Consider the following 18715-nt stretch of genomic DNA (forward strand, 5'->3'; position numbering starts at 1 on the left):
CGCTGCGCACTTTTCCGGATCATGCTTTAGCTGATCCGCTGGTTGACGGAGACGACGCGCCAGCCGGTCGTGAGCCGGTCGATCCGGGTCAGCGACAGCGGATCGATGACGAAGCGCAAGGCTGCCTGAGGCGTGAGGTCGAGCGCGATGCAGAGCGCGGCGCGGATGGTGCCGGAATGGACGACGAGCGCGGCTGGGCCCGAGCCAATCCGTGACAGGCCGAGCCGGACGCGCGCGACCTGATCCTCAAAGCTCTCGCCGCCCGGCGGCTTTCCACGCGCTGGATCGCTCCAGAACTTCGCATAGGCCTCGCCGCCGGTCGCTGCGAGCTCGTCATGCCGATGGCCGGTCCAGTCGCCAAAATCCTGCTCGGTGAATTCGCTCACCAGCGTCGGCTCCAGCCCCAGCGCCCGCGCGGTCTCGACCGTGCGCCGCAATGGGCTGGCATAGCTCGCAGCATCCCGCGGCAGGCGCTGCCGCAGCGCCTCGAGTTGCGCGCGATCGCGGAGATCGGCCGGCGCGTCGGCGGCATGGATCGTGCCTTTGACGCCGTCGACGGGCGCATGCCGTATCAGCCAGAGGAAGGTCTCGCCTTCCATGCTCATCTCCAAGGAAATTGGGCGCTGTGGCAATAACGCCGCAGCTTGCACATTGACTCTGTCTTGGTCGTAATCCTAGATGCCTCTGACGGTTTCCCCGAGAGGGGATGAAAAGGGAATGCGGTGCGGGGACCTTGTCCCCAATGCCGTAGCTGCCCCCGCAACTGTAAGCGGTGAATCCTTCGTCAGAAGCCACTGGGTCCTCGGTCCCGGGAAGGCGACGAAGCGGTCACGACCCGCGAGCCAGGAGACCTGCCGTCAGCCGTGGTCACACGCGAAGATGTCGGTCGGGGAGTACAGACATTCGGCTTCATCGCACGGCTGAAAGCCTGATGATGGGACCTTGGTTCGCGGTGACGTGCCACTGACGTCACACCGAGGTCCAGGACCGTGTCTTCCATCCGTATCGTACGACCGCGCCGCTTTCTGCTTGCGTCGGCCGCACTCACATCCATTGTCGCCGTTGATATTCCCGCTGCGTCGGCGCAGCAGGCTCGCGAGCCGCTGCCGCCCGTGGAGGTGTCGCCCCCGCAATCCCGCAAGCAGGCCAAGCCGGCCGGCCGGGACGCGGCAAGCGCCCGCCGTACGGCTGTGCGACGGCCCTCGACCGCACCGGCCGCGCCAAAGCTGGCGGCGCCGAACGCTGCGGCACCGACGCCGCTCAACTCCAATGCGGTCGCGGAAAGCGCCTCGCGCCTCGGCCTGACCGTGCGGGAGATACCGGCGACCGTCGAGGTGATCTCGGCCGAGACCATGCGCGAGCAGGGCTATCGTACCGTGTCCGAGGCGGCGCAAGGAGCGGTCGGTGTCACCTCCGGCGACAATCCGGCCGAGCCCGCAGCTTTCTCGATGCGCGGCTTCACCAACAGCCAGATCAACACGCTCTACAACGGCATCAAGATCGGTCCGCAGAACATGACCTCGCGGATCACGGACACCGCCAATCTGGAAGCGGTGGAATTTTTGAAAGGCCCGGCCTCGCTGATGTCGGGCGAGGGCGCCGCCGGTGGCTCCATCAACTTCGTCACCAAGCAGCCGCACACCGGCCCGATCCGCAACGAGGCGGACTTCTCCTGGGACTCGCTAAACTCGTTCCGCGCCCATTACGGCTCGGGCGGCAGCACCAATGTCCAGGGCCTCGACTATCGCTTCGACATCAGCCGCTCCTCTCTCAACGGCTTCGCCGACGACACCAACACCAAAACGTTCGATGTGTCGGGCCAGCTCAACTACCGCATCTCCGACAGCCTCAAGGTCTGGGGCGCGATCGAGTATCGCGAGGACCGCGGCAAGGCTTATTGGGGCGCGCCGCTGGTGCCGATCGCCTTCAGCGGCTCGCATGCGACGAGCGGCATCGTTTCGGGCAATTACGTCTCCAACTACAACGGAACCAATCTCGGCGCGGTCACCATCGACGACCGCACCTTCAACACCAACTACAACGTCCTCGACAATCGCAACGTCGCCCAGGAAGTGTGGCTGCGCGGAGGCTTCGAGCTGAAGCTCGCGCCCGACCTGACACTGAAGAGCCAGGCCTATGGCTACGGCGCCGAGCGCACCTGGTTCAACAATGAGGTCGAGGCATTCAACTCCGTCTCGAACCTCGTCAATCGCGAGCGCTTTTACGTCGCGCACAGCCAGCGTTTGGTTGGCAACATCACCGATCTGATCTGGGACACGAACATCGCTGGCTTCGATAACCGCTTGGTCACGACACTGTCGTCAAGCTATCTGGATTTTGTCAGGCCTGGTGCTGCGAACTTTCCGGGCGACTCCGTTTCGCTGGTCGATCCCGCTCGCGGCTATTACGGCCTGCTCACGATCCAGCAGCAGACCGCGCGCATCGACAACGAGGCGCTGTCATTCGAGGACCGGCTGAAGCTGACGCGCAGCTTTGCGCTGGTCGGCGGCCTCCGCGTCGAGCACATTGGACTCGATCGCAACTCGACCGACGTCAACGGCCTGGTGAAGGCGGGTTTCCCGTTCACCAAGGACTGGGTCCCGACGACAGGCCGCATCGGCTACACATGGGAGGCCGTACCCGGCCTGACCTTCTTCAGCCAGTACGCCACCGGCGCCGACGTCTCCGCCAACAACATCTTCCTGCTTGGTCCGACCCAGAATCTGGATCTGACGACCGCGCGCACCTACGAGACCGGCGTCAAGCACCTGTTCTGGGACAACAGGGCGGAGTGGTCGTTCTCGGCCTACGATATCGTGCGCAAGAACGTCTATGCGGCAGCCGGCGGCCAGACGCTCAACAGTGCGGGACTGCAGGAATCGAAGGGCGTCGAGCTTGCAGCCGCGGTGCGCCCGATCGAGCCGCTGCGTCTGTGGGGCAATATTGCCTATGTCGATGCGCGCTACGCCGACTACAATTTTGCCGGGGGGTCGTTCTCCGGCAACACGCCGCCGAACGTGCCGCGCATCGTCGCCAATGCCGGCGCGTCGTACCGGTTCTTCACGCCCTGGCCAGTGGAGCTCGGCATCACCGGCCGTCACGTCGGCGACCGCTACAACACCGACGCCAATGTTGTGACGATGAAGGCCTATACCGTCGCCGACGTCTACGCCTTCGTCGACATCCCGAAGACGGTGTTCAATGCGGTCGACCAGGCCCGCCTGACCTTCCGCGTACGCAACATCGCCGACAAGCGCTATGCGATCTGGGGCGATCCGTTCTATCCCGACCAGATCCTCCTGGGCGCGCCGCGCATCTATGAGCTCTCGGCCGCGTTCAAATGGTAGGGCGCTGACCACATGATGAGCGCGATCGTCCTGCTGCATCGCTGGCTCGGGGTCGCGTTCTGCCTGCTGTTCGCGATGTGGTTCGCGAGCGGGATCGTGATGCACTTCGTTCCGTTTCCGTCACTGACGGAAGCGGAGCGGTTTGCCGGATTGGCACCGGTCGATCGTGCGGAGGTGAGGATCACCGTCGCCGAAGCGGTGACGGCAAGCAAGCTACCGGATGCGACGCGCGCGCGGCTGATCCAGCGGGGCGATGGGCCGGTCTACATCGTGTCAGGGCGATCGCAGCTCGGCGCGGTCCACGCCTCCGATGGACGGGACGCAAGTGTGACGTCGGCCGACATTGCACTGGCCATTGCGCGGGCGCACGCCGTGCGGCGAGGGCTTGATCCCGCGCCGGCCGCGATCCTCGCACGCGCGGACTATGACCAATGGAGCGTTCCAAACGGCTTTGACCGCCATCGGCCCTTGTTTCGCATGGCCCTCGGCGATGCCGCCGGGACGGAGATCTATATCTCGTCACGCACCGGCGAAGTCGTCCTCGACACGACCCGAAGCGAGCGTGGCTGGAATTGGGTCGGCAGCGTCTTGCACTGGATTTATCCGACGGTGCTGAGGCGCAATTGGGCGCTGTGGGACCGCGTGGTCTGGACGCTGTCGCTGCTGGCCTCGATCGCGGCCTTGCTCGGTGCGGTGCTCGGGATCGTGCGGATCAGGATGCGAGGACGGGCGATCTCGACGCCGTATCGGGGCTGGCACGCCCTGCATCACCTCATCGGCCTCGCAGCAACGCTGTTCGTGCTGACCTGGATTTTCAGCGGCTGGCTGTCCATGGATCACGGCCGGCTGTTCTCGCGCGGGCAGTTGACGCCGGCCGAAGCGCGTGTGGCGGCTGCCGCGCCGGACTGGACGGCTTCATCGCGCGACCAGCTGCGGCCAGCGTCACCGGTCCGCGAAGTCGAATGGTTCGCGTTCGGCGGCAATCTCTATCGGCGCGACCGGCCTGCTCTGGGGTCCCAGACGTTGGTCAGGGCAGGGGATACGTCTCGTGCTGAACAAGCAGGTGTCTTGAGTGTCCGCGACATTCAGGAATTGACAGCGCGCCTTGCCGCGAACTGCGGCATGCCGTCCGTTCTCGCTGAGCCTGACGACTATCCCGCGCAGTCCGTCGTTCCCGGAGCGCCCGTCTACCGCGCCCGATGCGGCGAGGTCTGGTTCGATATCGACGGCGCCGACGGCAGCGTGCTGCAAAGGCTGGATGCCTCGCGGCGGGCCTATCGCTGGTTCTACAGCGCGCTGCACACGCTCGATTTTCCGGTCCTGATGGCGCATCCGCGTCTGCGCGACATCCTGATTGTCGGGCTTTGCGCGCTCGGGCTCGTATTCTCCGTGACCGGCATCGTCATCGGCTGGCGCCGTCTGCGGTCGACCTTCACGGCTTGAACGCGGATGAGCCTGGTCTGACCCTCACATCGGCTCGATGCCGATCTTCTTGATGATGCCGGCCCATTTCGTGGTCTCGGCGGTCATGAAATTGGTCAGGCCTTGGGGGTCCATCACCAGCGGCTCGGCGCCCTGCTCGACGAAGAGGGCGCGCACCTTCGGATCGTTCACGGCTTCGACCATCGCTTTATAGAGCTTGCCGACGATGGCCTTGTCGGTATTCGCCGGCGCGAGCAGCGCGAGCCAGGCGGCGCTCTCGTAATCCTTCAGGCCAGCCTCGGCCGCGGTCGGCACATCCGGCAGCGCGGTCATGCGCTTGTCGCTGGCAACCGCGAGCGGGCGCGCATCGCCGCTCTTGATCAAGCCGAGGACGTTGGGCAGGAGCTGGAAGCCGAGCGGGACTTGCCCTGCGATGAAGTCCGGCGTGTACGCGGCGATGTTGCGGTAGGGAACGTGGGTGATCTCGGTGCCGGTGAGCTGCTCGAAATAGGCCGCCGACAGATGCTGCGACGAGCCGACACCGACCGTCCCGTAGTTCAGCTCGCGTGGATGCGCCTTGGCGTAGTCGATCAGTTCACGCAGCGATTTCGGCGGCAGCCTCGAATTGATCACGATGACATTCGGCATCGTCGCGAACAGACCGATCGGGGCGAGATCCTTCTGCGGGTCGTAAGGAAGCTCCTTGTAGAGCGACTTGTTCGCAGCCAGCGGGCCGGAGGTGCTCATCAGCAGCGTGTAGCCATCAGCGGCCGCATGTGCCGCGGCCGCGGTGCCGATATTGCCGCCGGCGCCGGGGCGGTTGTCGACCACAAAGGCTTGTCCGAGCGAGGTGGACATGCGGTTGAGCAGGATGCGCGTGATGACATCGCTGGCGCTGCCGCCGGCAAAGGGCACGAGCACCTGGATCGGCCGCGCGGGGTAGTCTTGCGCTTGTGCGGGACGCAGTCCGGCCGCGGCGAGAGCTGCGCCTGCGCCGAACGAGAGCAGTGATCTCCGGTCAGGATGAAATCCCTCGCTCCGCTGCTGAGCTGTGTTCGTGATCTTGCTGCGACCGAACCATGCCATCTCGGACTCAATCTCCCGACTGTCTTGTTCTGCGAGCCTTGGGATCGCCCGGAAGGATTCGTCGGGGATGAACGCCAGGCCGCGATTTTCTGCGCCTGGATCGTAGTTAGCTCGCGAATGCGACCGTCATGCCGGCTCGTCTCAAAACTTACCAACCCGTCTCATTCTGCAGCGGGCGCGACATCTTGTCCGAGTGAGAGGAGGCTCAATCCAGTCCGGTTTTGCCCGGCGCCCAATAGGCTTTTGCCTTGATCCGCGACGATGCGACGCCTGCCGCTTTCAGCGCGCGGCTGATGCGCTGGATCGATGATGCCTTGCCCGTCAGGATGAACCTGGCGCCGTTTGCAGCAAGGCGCAGCATTTCCGCCTCGACGGCTGCGAGATGTGCATCGTCCGCGCTGCGGGCGATCAATCGTGCTTCACCGAGGCTGATGGCTTCCAGCACCCGCCGCGACTCCGCGACATCGGTGGTTTCGAACATGTGGAGCGCACCGCCGGCTTGCAGATTGTCGCGCAATGCCGCTGCAAGACCGAACGAGGTCTCATCGCCGAACAGGACGATGGGCGCCTCGAGGCCGGTGAGATCGAGCGAGCGGCGCGGGCCGAACAACTGGCAGGTGTCGCCTTCGCGCAAACCGCTCACCCATCGGCTGCCGGGGCCAACGCCATGGATGAAGGCGAGAAGGCGAGTTCTCCCGCTGCTTGCCTCCCATGACATCGGCGTATAGGTGCGCGCGCTCAAGCCCGCGCGCATCGCAACCTGGATCTTCTGGCCCGCATTCCAGGCGACGTCCTTGAGGGCTTCGCCTTCGATCTCGATGAGCCGAAAGTGCGGCGAGAGCGTCTCGATTGCGGCGATGCGCGCGGACCGCATCAGCCATCGCAACAGCATCTGCGTGACCCTTCCTTGTGACGCCTGCGATGAGATTTGCGGCTGCTGACCGGGCTCGTTCAAGGCCTGGCTCCCGGATCATCTGGTCTTGATCGTGAGTTCGTTGCCGCGGCCGGGATCGAACGGCAGCGACAGCGAGAGGTAGCCATTTTCGGGATCGCGGACGTAGTCGATATAGCCGGAGGCTTCCTCGAACGCGTTCTCGCCGACGATGAGCGCGCCGGGTTTCAGATGCGGCTCCAGCAGCTTGAGAATGGGAAGATAGAGCGTGAAGGCGCCGTCGAGCATCACCATGTCGATCCCGCCGCCGAGATCGGCCTTCAGGGTTTCCCGCGCGTCGCCAACCCGAAACGAGACTAAGTCCGCCAGCCCCGCCGCCGCGACGTTCGCTCGTGCGCGCTCGATCTTGCCGGGCTCGAGATCGGTCCCGATCAGGCGGCCGCCGCCAATGTCGCGCAAGCCCGCGGCCATGTAGATCGTCGAAATCCCCATCGAGGAGCCGAACTCGACGATGCGCTTGGCCTTGCTGGCGCGGACGCACATGTAGAGGAAGCGTCCGAACCGCGGCGAGACGCTCAGAAAATTGTTCGCAAATCGCTGGTAGACCTCATTGAGATCGCGGCTCTCGGCCGCGATCGCCTGGCTGATCATCTCTTCGCGACTCGTGCCCTCATTCACGAAGGCCTGCATCAGCGGCGCGTCGGCGATCTCCGCTTCCTGATGAAGACGATGGAGGACGTCGGCGACGAGGCCGCTGCTGATCGAATCCATGTATCCAGCTCCCTTGCAATGCGCCCATCGGCGCGTTGGAGCCTGGATACGAAATCGTCCTTTGGTGCGCATTCCGCGAACGGGACAATCGATTGCGATTTCCAGTCAGTGTGCGCTGATGCGCCGTTCGGCGAGATAGCGCGCCGGCGGCTTGCCCAGCGCCTTGCGGAACATGGTGACGAAGGCGCTCGCGCCCTCATAGCCGAGATCGAGTGCCACTGTTTGCACCGAAGCACCCTGATCGAGGCGCTGAAGCGCGATGAGGATGTGGAGCTGCTGGCGCCAGCGGCCAAAGCTCATCCCGGTCTCGCGTTGCAGGATGCGGGTGAGGGTGCGTGGCGCGACGGCAATGCGCCGCCCCCAATCGTCGATCGTCGCGCGGTCGGAAGGGTCTTCCATCATCGCGCTCGCGATCCGGCGCAGCCTGGCATCCGCAGGCATCGGGAAGCGCAGCTCCTCGATCGGAGCGGCAGCGAGCTGGTCGAGCAGCACCGTGGCGATCCGACCGTCGGCGCCGTCGACGTCGTACATGACAGGCATGTGGGTGGCATGGACCAGCAGGCTTGCCAGCAACGGGGAGATCGACAGCGCGCAGCATTGCCGCGGCAGTGTCGGCGCCGCATCCGGTTCGATGAAGAGGCAATGCATCTCGACATCGCCGGCGACGCTCACGCTGTGCGGGACATCGCCGGGAATCCATACCGCGCAACGCGGCGGTACGATCCAGACGCCATGTCCGGCCTCCAGCCTGACGATGCCGCGCAAGGTGAGGACAAGCTCGTCCTTGCGATGCGTGTGCATCGCGAGCTCCATGCCCTTGGTGACCATGCGGCCACCGAAGGCGGCGATGGCGCGCGGCACGGCTTCGGGGTCGAAGTCCCCGAGATCATCGGGGAGGAATTGGTCGTCGTTGAGCCGGAAGAAGGGCATGGCGGGCGGTGAGTGGTCCGGACGCGGTGGCGTGCGTCAAACAATATCGGGCCGCCGTCGAATCTTTCAACGCAGCCGGTCCGAATCTCGATCAGTTCTAACCTGCTCGCCTCCGCGGCTTCCTGCGATCCTTGCGGGAGGAGGACGAGCCTGTGCCACTGGAGGAAGGCTCCACGAACTCGCGCGCCACGGCGGCGGCCTCCGCGAGATCGTGGCTGATGACATCGAGCACGGCCTTGGCGGCGACCGACACCGCGCGTCGCGGGTGATGCACCCAGGCAATCGAGCGCACGATCCGCTGCGCGTCGAAGCGGTGCGCGCGGATGGTCCCGCCCGCCAGCGATTGCCGGAGCGCGATGGTCGGCAGCACCGTCGCGAAATCGGTGGTTGCGATCACGTCGCAGAGCGCGGGCAGGGTATCGAGCTCGAGCCGCGGCCGCAGGTCGATGCCGATTGCGGCGGCATGCTCGTCCAGGATCAGCCGCAGGCCGTGGCGCTTGGAAGGCAGCACGAGATCGAAATTGGCGATGTGATCGAAGCGCAGTCTTATCGGCGGCTGGATCGGGCTGTCCTTGCGGCAGGCGAACACCATCTCCTCGTCCATGACGTGATGCGCGGCCAGCGGCGTCTTCCGGCGCGGCACGTTGATCAGCGCGAAATCGAGCTGGCCGGTGTTGACCCAGTCGATCAGCGTCTCGGTGTAGCCCTCGCAGACCGACAGCGTGATCTCGGGATAGCGGCTTGCGACAGCTGCCGACGCGCTCGCCATGGTGCTTTGCGCGACCGAGGTGATGAGGCCGACGGAAACACGGCCCGAGATGCGTCCGCCGAGCTGCGCCATCTCCTGGCGGGCATGTTCGGCATCGCGCACGATCGGCGCCGTCAGCCGCACCAAGGCCTCGCCGGCGCTGGTCAGCGTCATGCCCTGGACGCTGCGGTCGAACAGCTTTTGGCCGAGCTCTGCCTCCAGCTTGGCGATCTGCATGCTCAGCGCCGGCTGAACGATGTTAAGCTGGCGCGCGGCCCGGGTGACGTTCTTTTCCTCGGCGAGGCACAGGAAATATTGCATCTGCCTGAGTTCCACGGGGTCAGTCCTTTGTTCGCCGATCTGCCTCCGGACCATCATCTCAGATGATGAATGATATAATCAATCATTATTTGTGGTGATGGATGGGATTGCCTAGTCTCGCGGCGGGCATGTCCCCAGGGAGCGAAGCCAGTCATATGCAGGACGCCACACCCCAGCGGATGATCATCGGCATTTCCGGCGCCTCCGGCGTCGCCTATGGCGTGCGCCTGTTGCAGCTGCTGCGCAATGCCGGCGTCGAGACGCATCTGGTGATGTCGAAGACCGCCGAGCTGACCTTTGCCTACGAGACCGACCTGAAGATTGCGGAGGTGAGGGCGCTCGCCAATGTCTGCCATGCGATCGACGACATGGCCTCGGCAATTTCGAGCGGCTCGTTCCGCACCGCCGGCATGATCGTGGCGCCGTGCTCGATGCGCTCGATGTCCGAGATCGCCTCCGGCGTGACCACGACGCTGCTCACCCGCGCCGCCGACGTCGTGCTGAAGGAGCGCCGGCGCCTGGTGCTGATGGTGCGCGAGACCCCGCTGCACACCGGCCATCTCAGGACAATGACTGCGCTGTCGGAAATGGGCGCGATCATCGCGCCGCCCGTGCCGGCCTTCTACGCCAAACCCGAGAATCTCGAAGACATGGTCGAGCACACCGTCGGTCGCGTCCTCGACCTCTACGACATCGACATCGGCGTGGTGCGCCGCTGGGGCGAGGACGAGGCGCTCAAGCGCCGCTCGCCGACGCTGCGCAAGATCGTGCCCTGACCCGAAGGCCTCAAGGAAAGACCCGATACATGCAAATGGAAACTCCGGTCAGAACAGCTGCGAAGGCGCCAGCCGATCTGCGCGCCTGGCTCGCCACGCTCGCCGAGCGTGGCAAGCTCGCGATCGCTCGCGAGGGCATCGGCCTCGCCGATGAGCTCGCCGCCATCGCCAAGCGGCTGGAGCGCGACAGCGCCGTGCTGTTTCCGCGTCCCGACGGGCACGAGATTCCCGTCGTCGCCAATCTCTTTGCGGGCCGCGACTGGGTCGCCGAGTCCATCGGCGTCACCGAGGATCAGTTACTGCCGCGGTTCCTCGCCGCCGCAAGCCATCCGCTGCCGACGCATGAGGTCACCAGCGGCCCGGTGCAGGAGGTTGTGCACGAAGACGTCGATCTGCTCCGCCAGCTCCCAGTGCCCAAGCACAATGAGCGCGACAGCGGCCCCTACATCACCGCCGGCCTGCTGATCGCCCGCAACCCGAAGACCGGCGTTCAGAACGTCTCGATCCACCGTTGCCAGATCTCCGGCAAGAACCGTATCGGCGTGCTGCTGTTGCCGCGGCACACGTTCTCCTATTATCGCCTCGCCGAAGAGCTGGGGCAGGCACTGGAGATTGCCATCGTCATCGGCGCGCACCCCGCGCTGATGCTCGCCTCGCAGGCGATCGCCGCGCTCGACGAGGACGAGATGGCGATTGCCGGTGCGTTGCTCGGCTCGCCCGTGGATGTCGTGAAGTGCCGCACCAATTCGGTCCGCGTGCCCGCCCATGCGGAGATCGTGATCGAGGGACGCATTCTTCAGGGCGTGCGGGAGCCGGAAGGCCCGTTCGGGGAATTCCCTCAATATTACGGTCCGCGCGCCAATCGCGAGGTGATCGAGGTCGACGCGATCACCCATCGCAAGGCGCCGATCTTCCACACCATCGTCGGCGGCGGCTTCGAGCACCTCATCCTCGGCGGCGTGCCGCGCGAGGCGACGCTGCTCCAGCACCTGCGCCGCAGCTTCCCCAATGTGCTCGACGTCCGCCTCACGCGCGGCGGCACCTGCCGCTATCACCTTGCCATCAAGATCGACAAGGCCAATGACGGCGAGCCCAAGAACATCATGATGTGCGCCTTCGGCGCGCATTACGACATCAAGCAGGTGGTCGTGGTGGACAAGGATGTCGACATCTCCTCGTCCGAGGAGATCGAATGGGCGGTGGCGACGCGCTTCCAGGCAGACCGTGACCTCATGGTCGTGTCAGGCGCGCTTGGCTCGAAGCTCGATCCGACCACCGATAACGGCATCAGCGCCAAGATGGGGCTGGACGCGACCGCGCCGGTCAGCGCGCCCGAGCTCGCCTTCAAGCGCATTCGCGTCAAGGGCGAGGAGGATGTCGATCTCGCCACCGCCTTGCAGGCCGACCCCAGCGCCGCCATCGCGCGTCTCCTTGCGGAGGCGCTGGTATGACCGGCTTGCGTCGGTTTGCGCCGTTGGAATATGAAGCGGGTGCTGCCTATAGTGCCGCGCCAACAAGCCAATCGTATTGCAGCGCAATGCTGGGAGGAAGGAACTGATGTCGACGGCCCTGCGCATCGCTCATGGCGCTTTCGGCAGGGTCGCTCTGCTCGACATGGACCGGTCGCTGGTCCGCCACGCCCATCATCATTGCCACGTCCTGCTCAAGGTCGAGGGCGCCGACACGCATTTCATGGTCGGCGATCAGGTCACGCCGTTGACGGACACCGCCGCCGTGCTCGTCGATGGCTGGAAGCCGCATGCTTACGTGCACGACGTCAACCGTCCGCGCACGCTCATCATGGCGCTCTATATTGAGCCGGAATGGCTGAAGGAGTTCCGACCGGGGTGGGCCGCCAGCGGCGCGCCGGGCTTTTTCGAGCGGCCGTCGGGCGAGGTGTCGCCGCGCATCCGCCAGCTCACGCTGCTTTTGGCGGCTGAAATGATGGCGAATCCGGATGCGGTGCGGACCCACGAGCAGACGCTGTCCGATTTGATGATCGCCGTGATCGAGCGCTTCACGCCCTGGCGCAGCTTTCCGACCTCGATCCGCGGCATGAGCGCGGTGAGCTGCGACTGGCGCATCCGCCGCGCGATGGACGCGATGCGCACTCAGGATTCCTATGGCAGCGTCGACCAGTTCGTGAAGGGTGCCGGCCTGTCGCGTGCGCAGTTCTTCCGCCTATTCGAGACCTCGCTCGGCGTCTCGCCAAAGATCTATCTCAATGTCGTCCGCATGGAGCGTGCGCTCGATGCTGTCATGCGCGAGGACACCCCGTTCGGCGAGCTCAGTGAGCGTTTTGGTTTTCCGGAGCCGGCGCATTTCACGCGCTTCTTCCGCGATCATGCCGGTGTCAGCCCGCGCGAGTTTCGCAACGTCTCGCGTCTTGCGGGTTGATTTTGCGGGCTGATATTGCGCTGCACGCTCTCGAATGAGACGATTTGGTAAGTCGTGAGAGCGGGCGGTATGGGCCCTGCACCCCCGTCCTGACAAACGTCACCGTCGCGTCAAAGAACGCGTCGGGAGGTATGCCGGGATATGCTGCAGGCGGTCAAATCCGCAAATCAGGAACGTGGCGATGAGCCGTGGGTCGGGCGCTCGATCGAACGCATCGAGGACGCCGCGCTGCTCTCTGGCCGTGGCCGCTTCATCGACGATCTCGGCGTTCAGCCCGGCACGCTGCACGCAACCATCCTGCGCTCGCCGCATGCGCATGCCGATATTCTCTCCATCGATACTGAAGCTGCAAAGCGTCTGCCGGGCGTTGCGGCGGTTCTGACCGGCAACGACGTCAAGGCCGTCACGACCAGTCTCGTTGTCGGCGTGAAGGCGCCGGTCGAGTGCTGGCCGATCGCGATGGACCGCGTGCGCTATGTCGGCGAGCCGGTCGCTGTGATCGTCGCAACCGACCGCGCGCGGGCCGAGGATGCGGCCGAACTCATCAACGTCGAATACCGCCCGCGTGGTGCCGTCATCGATCCGCTCGGCGCGATCGCGCCGGGTGCGCCCGTGCTGCATGACGGCTTCCCCGGCAATCTCGCCAGCGAGCGAGCGTTTCGCTACGGCGATCCTGAAGAAGCCTTTGCGGAAGCGCCGCATCGCTTCTCCATCGATATCAAGTATCCCCGCAACTCCTGCACGCCGATCGAGACCTATGGCGTCGTTGCCTCGCACGATGCCGGTGAGGATGCGTACGAAGTGCTCGCCAATTTCCAGGGCCCGTTCAGCATTCACACCGTGATTGCGCGTGCGCTCAAGGTGCCGGGCAACCGGCTGCGGCTGCGCACGCCGCCGGATTCCGGCGGCAGCTTTGGCGTCAAGCAGGGCGTATTTCCCTACATCGTGCTGATTGCGGCGGCCGCACGCGTTACGGGCCGGCCGGTGAAGTGGATTGAGGACCGGCTCGAGCATCTCACCGCGTCGGTGTCGGCGACCAATCGCGCGACGACACTGGCAGCGGCGGTCGCCGCCGACGGCAAGATTCTCGCGCTCGACTGGGACCAGGTCGAGGATTGCGGCGCTCACTTACGCGCGCCCGAGCCGGCGACGCTTTATCGCATGCATGGCAATCTGACCGGCGCCTACGACATCCACCATGTCAAGATCCGCAACCGCGTCGTCGTCACCAACAAGACGCCGACCGGCCTCAATCGCGGCTTTGGCGGCCCGCAGGTCTATTTCGCGCTGGAGCGATTGGTTCAGAGGATCGCGATCGGCCTCGGTCTCGATCCGCTCGATGTGATCAAGCGCAACCTGATCGACGCGGGCGCTTTCCCTTATCGCACTGCGACCGGCGCGTTGCTCGATTCCGGCAACTACCAGGAAGCCATTGTGCGCGCGGTCGAGCACGGCAGGCTCGCGGAGCTGAAGGCAAAGCGCGACGAAGCCCGCGCGCAGGGGCGGCTCTACGGCATCGGCTTCACCGCGGTAGTCGAGCCCAGCGTCTCCAACATGGGCTATATCACCACCGTGCTGACGGCGGCCGAGCGCCGCAAGGCCGGGCCGAAGAACGGCGCGCAGGCGACCGCAACGGTCGGGCTCGATCCGGTCGGCAGCGTCACGGTTCATGTCGCTTCGGTGCCGCAGGGGCAGGGTCATCGCACCGTGCTGTCGCAGGTCGTCGCCGACGTCTTCGGCCTCCAGCCAAAAGACATCCGCGTCAACACCGAGATCGACACGGCCAAGGACGCCTGGTCGATCGCATCCGGTAACTACGCCAGCCGCTTCGCCGCGGCGGTGGCCGGCACGGCGAAGATCGCAGCCGAGCGCGTCGCCGGCCGTCTTGCCCGCATCGCAGCCAGCCAGTTGAACGTCGAGGCCGCGGATATCGTCTTCGCAAAGGGTTTTGTTGCGTCAAGGAACAATCCTGAGAACCGCATTGCGTTCTCGCGTGTCGCCGCGCTCAGCCATTGGTCGCCGGGCTCGCTGCCTGACGATGCCGGCCAGACCATTCGCGAGACCGTGTTCTGGACCCCGCCGGAGCTGACGCCGCCCGATGAGGACGACCGCATCAACTCTTCGCTCTGCCACGGCTTCATCTTCGACTTCTGCGGCGTCGAGATCGACCGCGTCACGCTGGAGACGCGGATCGACCGCTACGTCACCATGCACGATTGCGGTACCATCCTGCATCCCGGCATGGTCAACGGCCAGATCCGCGGCGGCTTCACCCAGGCGCTCGGGGCCGCCCTCTACGAGGAATACGCCTACGCCGAGGACGGCAGCTTTCTGACGGGCACGCTGGCCGACTACCTGCTGCCGACCACGACAGAGGTGCCGGAGCCCGAGATCTTCCACATGGAGACGCCGTCGCCGTTCACGCCGCTCGGCGCAAAGGGCGTGGGCGAAGGCAATTGCATGTCGACGCCGGTGTGCATCGCCAATGCGGTTGCGGATGCGCTCGGCGTTGCCGATATCACCTTGCCGCTGGTGCCCGCGCGGCTTGCGGAGCTCGTGCGCGGCGACGAGCCTCCGCCTCCCGCAGGTGGGGCGACGGCCCCGCCTGCGCGCGAAGGCGATCGGCGGCTGCGCGGCGAGGGGCAGGCCTCGGTGAAGGGCGCGCCGGAGCAGGTCTGGGCGATGCTGCTCGATCCCGCCACGCTGCAATCGGTCATTCCCGGCTGCCAGCGCGTCGACAAGGTCACCGACACGCATTTCCGCGCTGACGTCACGCTCGGCATTGGCCCCGTCACCGGACGGTATCGCGCCGACGTCGAGCTGTTCGACCTCGATCCGCCGCATGCCGTCACCTTGCGCGGCGGCGCCACCGGCGCGCTTGGCTTCGGCCATGCCGAGGGACGGATCACGCTTGCGCCCGACGGCAATGGCGGAACCAAGCTCACCTACAGCTATGACGCTGCCATCGGCGGCAAGGTCGCGAGCATTGGTGGTCGGCTGCTGGATGGCGCGACGCGCGTGATCATCGGCCAGTTCTTCACCGCGCTCGCCCGCAAGGCTGGCGGTGGCGGTGCAGAGGGCGGCGGCTTCTCGCTGTTCGCGCTACTGGCGAAAATCGCCAGCCTGTTCGGGGGGCGCCGATGAAGCCGCCCGCATTCGATTATCTCCGTGCCGAGAACGTTGGCGATGTCGTTGAAGGCCTCGCACAGCAAGGTGGTGATGCCCGCGTGCTCGCCGGTGGGCAATCGCTGATGGCGATGCTCAACATGCGCCTCGCCAAGCCTAAGCTGCTGATCGATATCATGCGGATCAGGGAGCTCCGCCAGATCGAGCGGAAGGGCGATGCCGTCATGATCGGCGCGGGCGTTCGCCAGGCCGATCTCCTGGCCTGGCCCGATCTTGCCGACGCGTTGCCGCTGGTGGCGCTGGCGCTGCCTTGGGTCGGGCACATGCAGACCCGCAGCCGCGGCACCATCTGCGGCTCGCTCGCGCATGCCGATCCCAGCGCCGAGATGCCGCTGGCAATGGTCGCGCTTGGCGGCGAGGTGCTGTTGCGCAGCGCCAAGCGACGCCGCCGGGTCGCTGCAAAGGACTTCTTTGCCGGCATGATGCTGACCGCGCGCAGCGACGACGAGCTGATCGAGGGCATCTCGCTGCCGGTCGTCAAGGGAGCGCGCGTCGCCTTCCGCGAGGTCGCGCGCCGGCACGGCGATTTCGCCATCGTCGCCTGCGCCGCGATGAAGACGTCCACCGGCGTTCGCCTCGCCGTCGGCGGGGTCGCTGATGTGCCGACCGCGCGCGACTGGCCGCGGCTGGAGGGCAGCGCGCTCGACGATGCGCTCAATGCCTTCGCCTACGAGCTTGGCGCCCGCGACGACGTCCACGCCACCGCGCGCTACCGCCGCGACCTCGTGCGCATGATCGGCCGCGATTTGATCGGCGAGGTGCTGCAATGACGCGTCTCAAGGCAGATCAGCGCCATTCCATTCGCCTCACGCTGAATGGCAGACCCGTCGAGGCGGAAGCCGAGCCGCGCATGCTGCTCTCCGATTTCCTGCGCCACCAACTGGGTGCGACCGGGACGCATGTCGGCTGCGAACACGGCGTCTGCGGCGCCTGCACTGTCGTCGTCGACGGCATGCTGACGCGGTCTTGCCTGACGCTGGCCGCGCAGGTCTATGGCTGCGAGCTCAAAACGGTCGAAGGGCTTGCGCCGTCGGCCGACCGGCTCGGCGTGCTGCAACAGGCGTTCCGCCGCAACCACGCGCTCCAGTGCGGCTTCTGCACCGCCGGCATCCTGATGTCGCTCGACCATTATCTGGCCAAGAACCCGGCGCCGACGGAGGCGGAGATCCGCGATCTCCTCAGCGGGCATATCTGCCGCTGCACCGGCTACACCCCGATCATCCAGGCGGCGTTGGAAGCCGCCGCCCAGCTTGCTTCATCCAACAAAGAGACGTCCGATGCTTGATCTCGCCAGCAGCTTCATGGCCAGCGCCGCGCGCGATCCCAATTCCATTGCATTGGTCGACGGCGATCTCCGCCTGACCTATCGACAATGGTACGACAAGATCTCCGCGCTGGTGGCCTCGTTCGACCGCCTCGGCCTCAAGCCCGGCGATCACGTCGTCACGCTGCTGCAGAACCGCTGGGAAGCGGCGACGCTGCACTGGGCCTGCCAGTTCGCAGGCCTCGTCATCACGCCGATCAACTGGCGCGCCAAGGCCGACGAGCTCGATTACTGCATCGAGAACGCCGAAGCCTGCGCTGCCTTCTATCAGGATATCTCTGCCGAAGCCGTCCAGGGCTCGGCGCTGGCAGGCAAGCTGCTACGCGTGTCGGTCGATCCCGGCACGGGCGATGCGACGAGCTTTGCTGATCTGATCAAGGACCGCGCACCCGACGCCGAGCCGCGCGTCGGTGCCGATGCGTGGTCGATCATGCTCTATACGTCAGGCACGACGTCGCGGCCGAAGGGCGTGCCGCGGCGGCATCGTGCCGAGCGGGCGGCGGCGATCGCGCATGTCGCGCAAAATCTCTACGGCCGCGGCGAGCGCACGCTCGGCGTAATGCCGCTCTATCACACCATGGGCGTTCGCTCGCTGCTGGCGATGTCGCTGATCGGCGGCAGCTTCATCTGCCTGCCGCGCTATGACAGCCGCCAGGCGCTGGCGCTGATCGAGCAGGAAGCGATCACCAATCTCTATCTGGTGCCGACGCTCTATCACGACCTCGTCCATCACGAGGCGTTTGCCAGGACCGACGTCTCCAGCGTGCGCAAGCTCGGTTTTGCCGGCGCGTCGATGACCGATGGATTGCTCAAGAAGCTGAACGAGGCATTCAGGCCGGAATTGTTCGTCAATCACTACGGCAGCTCCGAGATCTACACCTTTACGATCGATCAGGATGCAGCGGCAAAGCCCGGCTCGGCCGGCAAGGCCGGGCTGAACCAGCACGTCAAGGTCGTGCGTATCGGTGCGAAGTCGGTCGCAGATCTCGCGGCAGTCGGCGAGGAGGGCGAGATCATCGCGACGCTCAGAGGCGACGAGGCCTTCGAGGGCTATTGGCGGCGTCCCGAGGCGGACGCCAAGTCGCTGCGTGAGGGCTGGTACTTTACCGGCGACACCGGCTTCGTCGATCCCGATGGTGACCTGTTCGTCACCGGGCGCGTCGACGACATGATCATCACCGGCGGCGAGAACGTCTCGCCGGTCGAGATCGAGAGCTGCCTGTCCCTGCATCCCGCCGTCGACGAGGTCGCGGTCGTCGGCGTCGCCGACGAGAAATGGGGCAAGGTCGTCGCCGCCTTCGTCAAGCGCAATCGCGCCGTCTCGGAAGTCGAGCTGGAGCAGTTCTGCCGCACCTCGGGCCTTGCCAATTTCAAGCGGCCGCGCCGCTACGTCTTCGTCGACGCGATCCCGAAATCGCCGGTCGGCAAGCTGCTGCGGCGACTGCTGGTCGCCGGAGAATACGAGGCCGAGCGCCTGCCGCCATCGGACGCCGCCTGATCATCACCATCAACAGA

15 protein-coding genes and 1 riboswitch are annotated in these 18715 nt (G+C 65.6%); of the genes, 9 read left to right on the forward strand and 6 right to left on the reverse strand.

Translation table 11 applies throughout. The features are described from left to right. Window positions 1–26 precede the first annotated feature (26 nt). Window positions 27–599, reverse strand: coding sequence for a histidine phosphatase family protein (locus WN72_RS17400; RefSeq protein WP_167380899.1), 573 nt, complete (start codon window positions 597–599; stop codon window positions 27–29). A 72-nt stretch (window positions 600–671) separates the two neighbouring features. Then, a riboswitch (cobalamin riboswitch) is annotated at window positions 672–873 on the forward strand. A gap of 116 nt (window positions 874–989) precedes the next feature. Between WN72_RS17400 and WN72_RS17405 the strand changes: the two genes are divergently transcribed. Continuing rightward, the gene (locus WN72_RS17405; RefSeq protein ID WP_167380900.1) at window positions 990–3347 is read left to right on the forward strand and encodes a TonB-dependent receptor; all 2358 of its coding nucleotides are present in this window, start codon (window positions 990–992) and stop codon (window positions 3345–3347) included. A gap of 12 nt (window positions 3348–3359) precedes the next feature. Next, complete coding sequence (locus WN72_RS17410) at window positions 3360–4790, forward strand: PepSY-associated TM helix domain-containing protein (RefSeq protein WP_092217046.1); 1431 nt, start codon at window positions 3360–3362, stop codon at window positions 4788–4790. 24 nt (window positions 4791–4814) lie between these two features. Here WN72_RS17410 and WN72_RS17415 read toward each other — a convergent pair whose 3' ends face one another. The 5 genes from WN72_RS17415 to WN72_RS17435 form a co-directional block, all read right to left on the reverse strand. Continuing rightward, entirely contained in the window at window positions 4815–5855 is a 1041-nt protein-coding gene (locus WN72_RS17415; protein ID WP_027558973.1) for a Bug family tripartite tricarboxylate transporter substrate binding protein, read from the reverse strand. 205 nt (window positions 5856–6060) lie between these two features. Beyond that, window positions 6061–6810, reverse strand: a complete 750-nt coding sequence (locus WN72_RS17420; protein WP_244553789.1) for a siderophore-interacting protein — start codon at window positions 6808–6810, stop codon at window positions 6061–6063. 15 nt (window positions 6811–6825) lie between these two features. After that, a complete protein-coding gene (locus tag WN72_RS17425; RefSeq protein WP_092217048.1) occupies window positions 6826–7518 on the reverse strand; it encodes an O-methyltransferase in 693 nt (230 codons plus the stop codon). A gap of 105 nt (window positions 7519–7623) precedes the next feature. Next, entirely contained in the window at window positions 7624–8448 is an 825-nt protein-coding gene (locus WN72_RS17430) for an AraC family transcriptional regulator (protein WP_092217049.1), read from the reverse strand. A 97-nt stretch (window positions 8449–8545) separates the two neighbouring features. Continuing rightward, a complete protein-coding gene (locus WN72_RS17435; RefSeq protein ID WP_167380906.1) occupies window positions 8546–9517 on the reverse strand; it encodes a LysR family transcriptional regulator in 972 nt (323 codons plus the stop codon). Window positions 9518–9672: 155 nt separating this feature from the next. Here WN72_RS17435 and WN72_RS17440 point away from each other — a divergent pair, with 155 nt between their 5' ends. The 7 genes from WN72_RS17440 (at window position 9673) to WN72_RS17470 (ending at window position 18698) form a co-directional block, all read left to right on the forward strand. Next, a complete protein-coding gene (locus tag WN72_RS17440) occupies window positions 9673–10293 on the forward strand; it encodes a UbiX family flavin prenyltransferase (RefSeq protein ID WP_092217051.1) in 621 nt (206 codons plus the stop codon). 29 nt (window positions 10294–10322) lie between these two features. Continuing rightward, window positions 10323–11744, forward strand: coding sequence for a UbiD family decarboxylase (locus tag WN72_RS17445; RefSeq protein WP_167380901.1), 1422 nt, complete (start codon window positions 10323–10325; stop codon window positions 11742–11744). Between the two features lie 106 nt (window positions 11745–11850). Beyond that, entirely contained in the window at window positions 11851–12690 is an 840-nt protein-coding gene (locus tag WN72_RS17450) for a helix-turn-helix transcriptional regulator (RefSeq protein ID WP_092217053.1), read from the forward strand. Window positions 12691–12831: 141 nt separating this feature from the next. Next, window positions 12832–15834, forward strand: a complete 3003-nt coding sequence (locus WN72_RS17455) for a xanthine dehydrogenase family protein molybdopterin-binding subunit (RefSeq protein WP_092217054.1) — start codon at window positions 12832–12834, stop codon at window positions 15832–15834. After that, window positions 15831–16646, forward strand: coding sequence for an FAD binding domain-containing protein (locus tag WN72_RS17460; protein WP_092217055.1), 816 nt, complete (start codon window positions 15831–15833; stop codon window positions 16644–16646). Before WN72_RS17455 ends, WN72_RS17460 begins: the two co-directional genes overlap by 4 nt. Beyond that, entirely contained in the window at window positions 16643–17161 is a 519-nt protein-coding gene (locus tag WN72_RS17465) for a (2Fe-2S)-binding protein (protein ID WP_092217056.1), read from the forward strand. Before WN72_RS17460 ends, WN72_RS17465 begins: the two co-directional genes overlap by 4 nt. Further along, entirely contained in the window at window positions 17154–18698 is a 1545-nt protein-coding gene (locus tag WN72_RS17470) for an AMP-binding protein (RefSeq protein ID WP_092217057.1), read from the forward strand. Before WN72_RS17465 ends, WN72_RS17470 begins: the two co-directional genes overlap by 8 nt. Window positions 18699–18715: the final 17 nt, after the last annotated feature.

It is taken from the genome of Bradyrhizobium arachidis (assembly GCF_015291705.1).
GTDB lineage: Bacteria > Pseudomonadota > Alphaproteobacteria > Rhizobiales > Xanthobacteraceae > Bradyrhizobium > Bradyrhizobium arachidis.

Excerpts from the sequence above, each read along its gene's own strand:
- WN72_RS17450 (WP_092217053.1), top strand. The coding sequence starts at position 11,851 with ATGTCGACGGCCCTGCGCATCGCTCATGGCGCTTTCGGCAGGGTCGCT.
- WN72_RS17445 (WP_167380901.1), top strand. The coding sequence starts at position 10,323 with ATGCAAATGGAAACTCCGGTCAGAACAGCTGCGAAGGCGCCAGCCGAT.
- WN72_RS17460 (WP_092217055.1), top strand. The coding sequence starts at position 15,831 with ATGAAGCCGCCCGCATTCGATTATCTCCGTGCCGAGAACGTTGGCGAT.
- WN72_RS17470 (WP_092217057.1), top strand. The coding sequence starts at position 17,154 with ATGCTTGATCTCGCCAGCAGCTTCATGGCCAGCGCCGCGCGCGATCCC.
- WN72_RS17415 (WP_027558973.1), bottom strand. The coding sequence starts at position 5,855 with ATGGCATGGTTCGGTCGCAGCAAGATCACGAACACAGCTCAGCAGCGG.
- WN72_RS17425 (WP_092217048.1), bottom strand. The coding sequence starts at position 7,518 with ATGGATTCGATCAGCAGCGGCCTCGTCGCCGACGTCCTCCATCGTCTT.
- WN72_RS17465 (WP_092217056.1), top strand. The coding sequence starts at position 16,643 with ATGACGCGTCTCAAGGCAGATCAGCGCCATTCCATTCGCCTCACGCTG.
- WN72_RS17455 (WP_092217054.1), top strand. The coding sequence starts at position 12,832 with ATGCTGCAGGCGGTCAAATCCGCAAATCAGGAACGTGGCGATGAGCCG.
- WN72_RS17440 (WP_092217051.1), top strand. The coding sequence starts at position 9,673 with ATGCAGGACGCCACACCCCAGCGGATGATCATCGGCATTTCCGGCGCC.
- WN72_RS17400 (WP_167380899.1), bottom strand. The coding sequence starts at position 599 with ATGGAAGGCGAGACCTTCCTCTGGCTGATACGGCATGCGCCCGTCGAC.
- WN72_RS17435 (WP_167380906.1), bottom strand. The coding sequence starts at position 9,517 with ATGCAATATTTCCTGTGCCTCGCCGAGGAAAAGAACGTCACCCGGGCC.
- WN72_RS17410 (WP_092217046.1), top strand. The coding sequence starts at position 3,360 with ATGATGAGCGCGATCGTCCTGCTGCATCGCTGGCTCGGGGTCGCGTTC.
- WN72_RS17430 (WP_092217049.1), bottom strand. The coding sequence starts at position 8,448 with ATGCCCTTCTTCCGGCTCAACGACGACCAATTCCTCCCCGATGATCTC.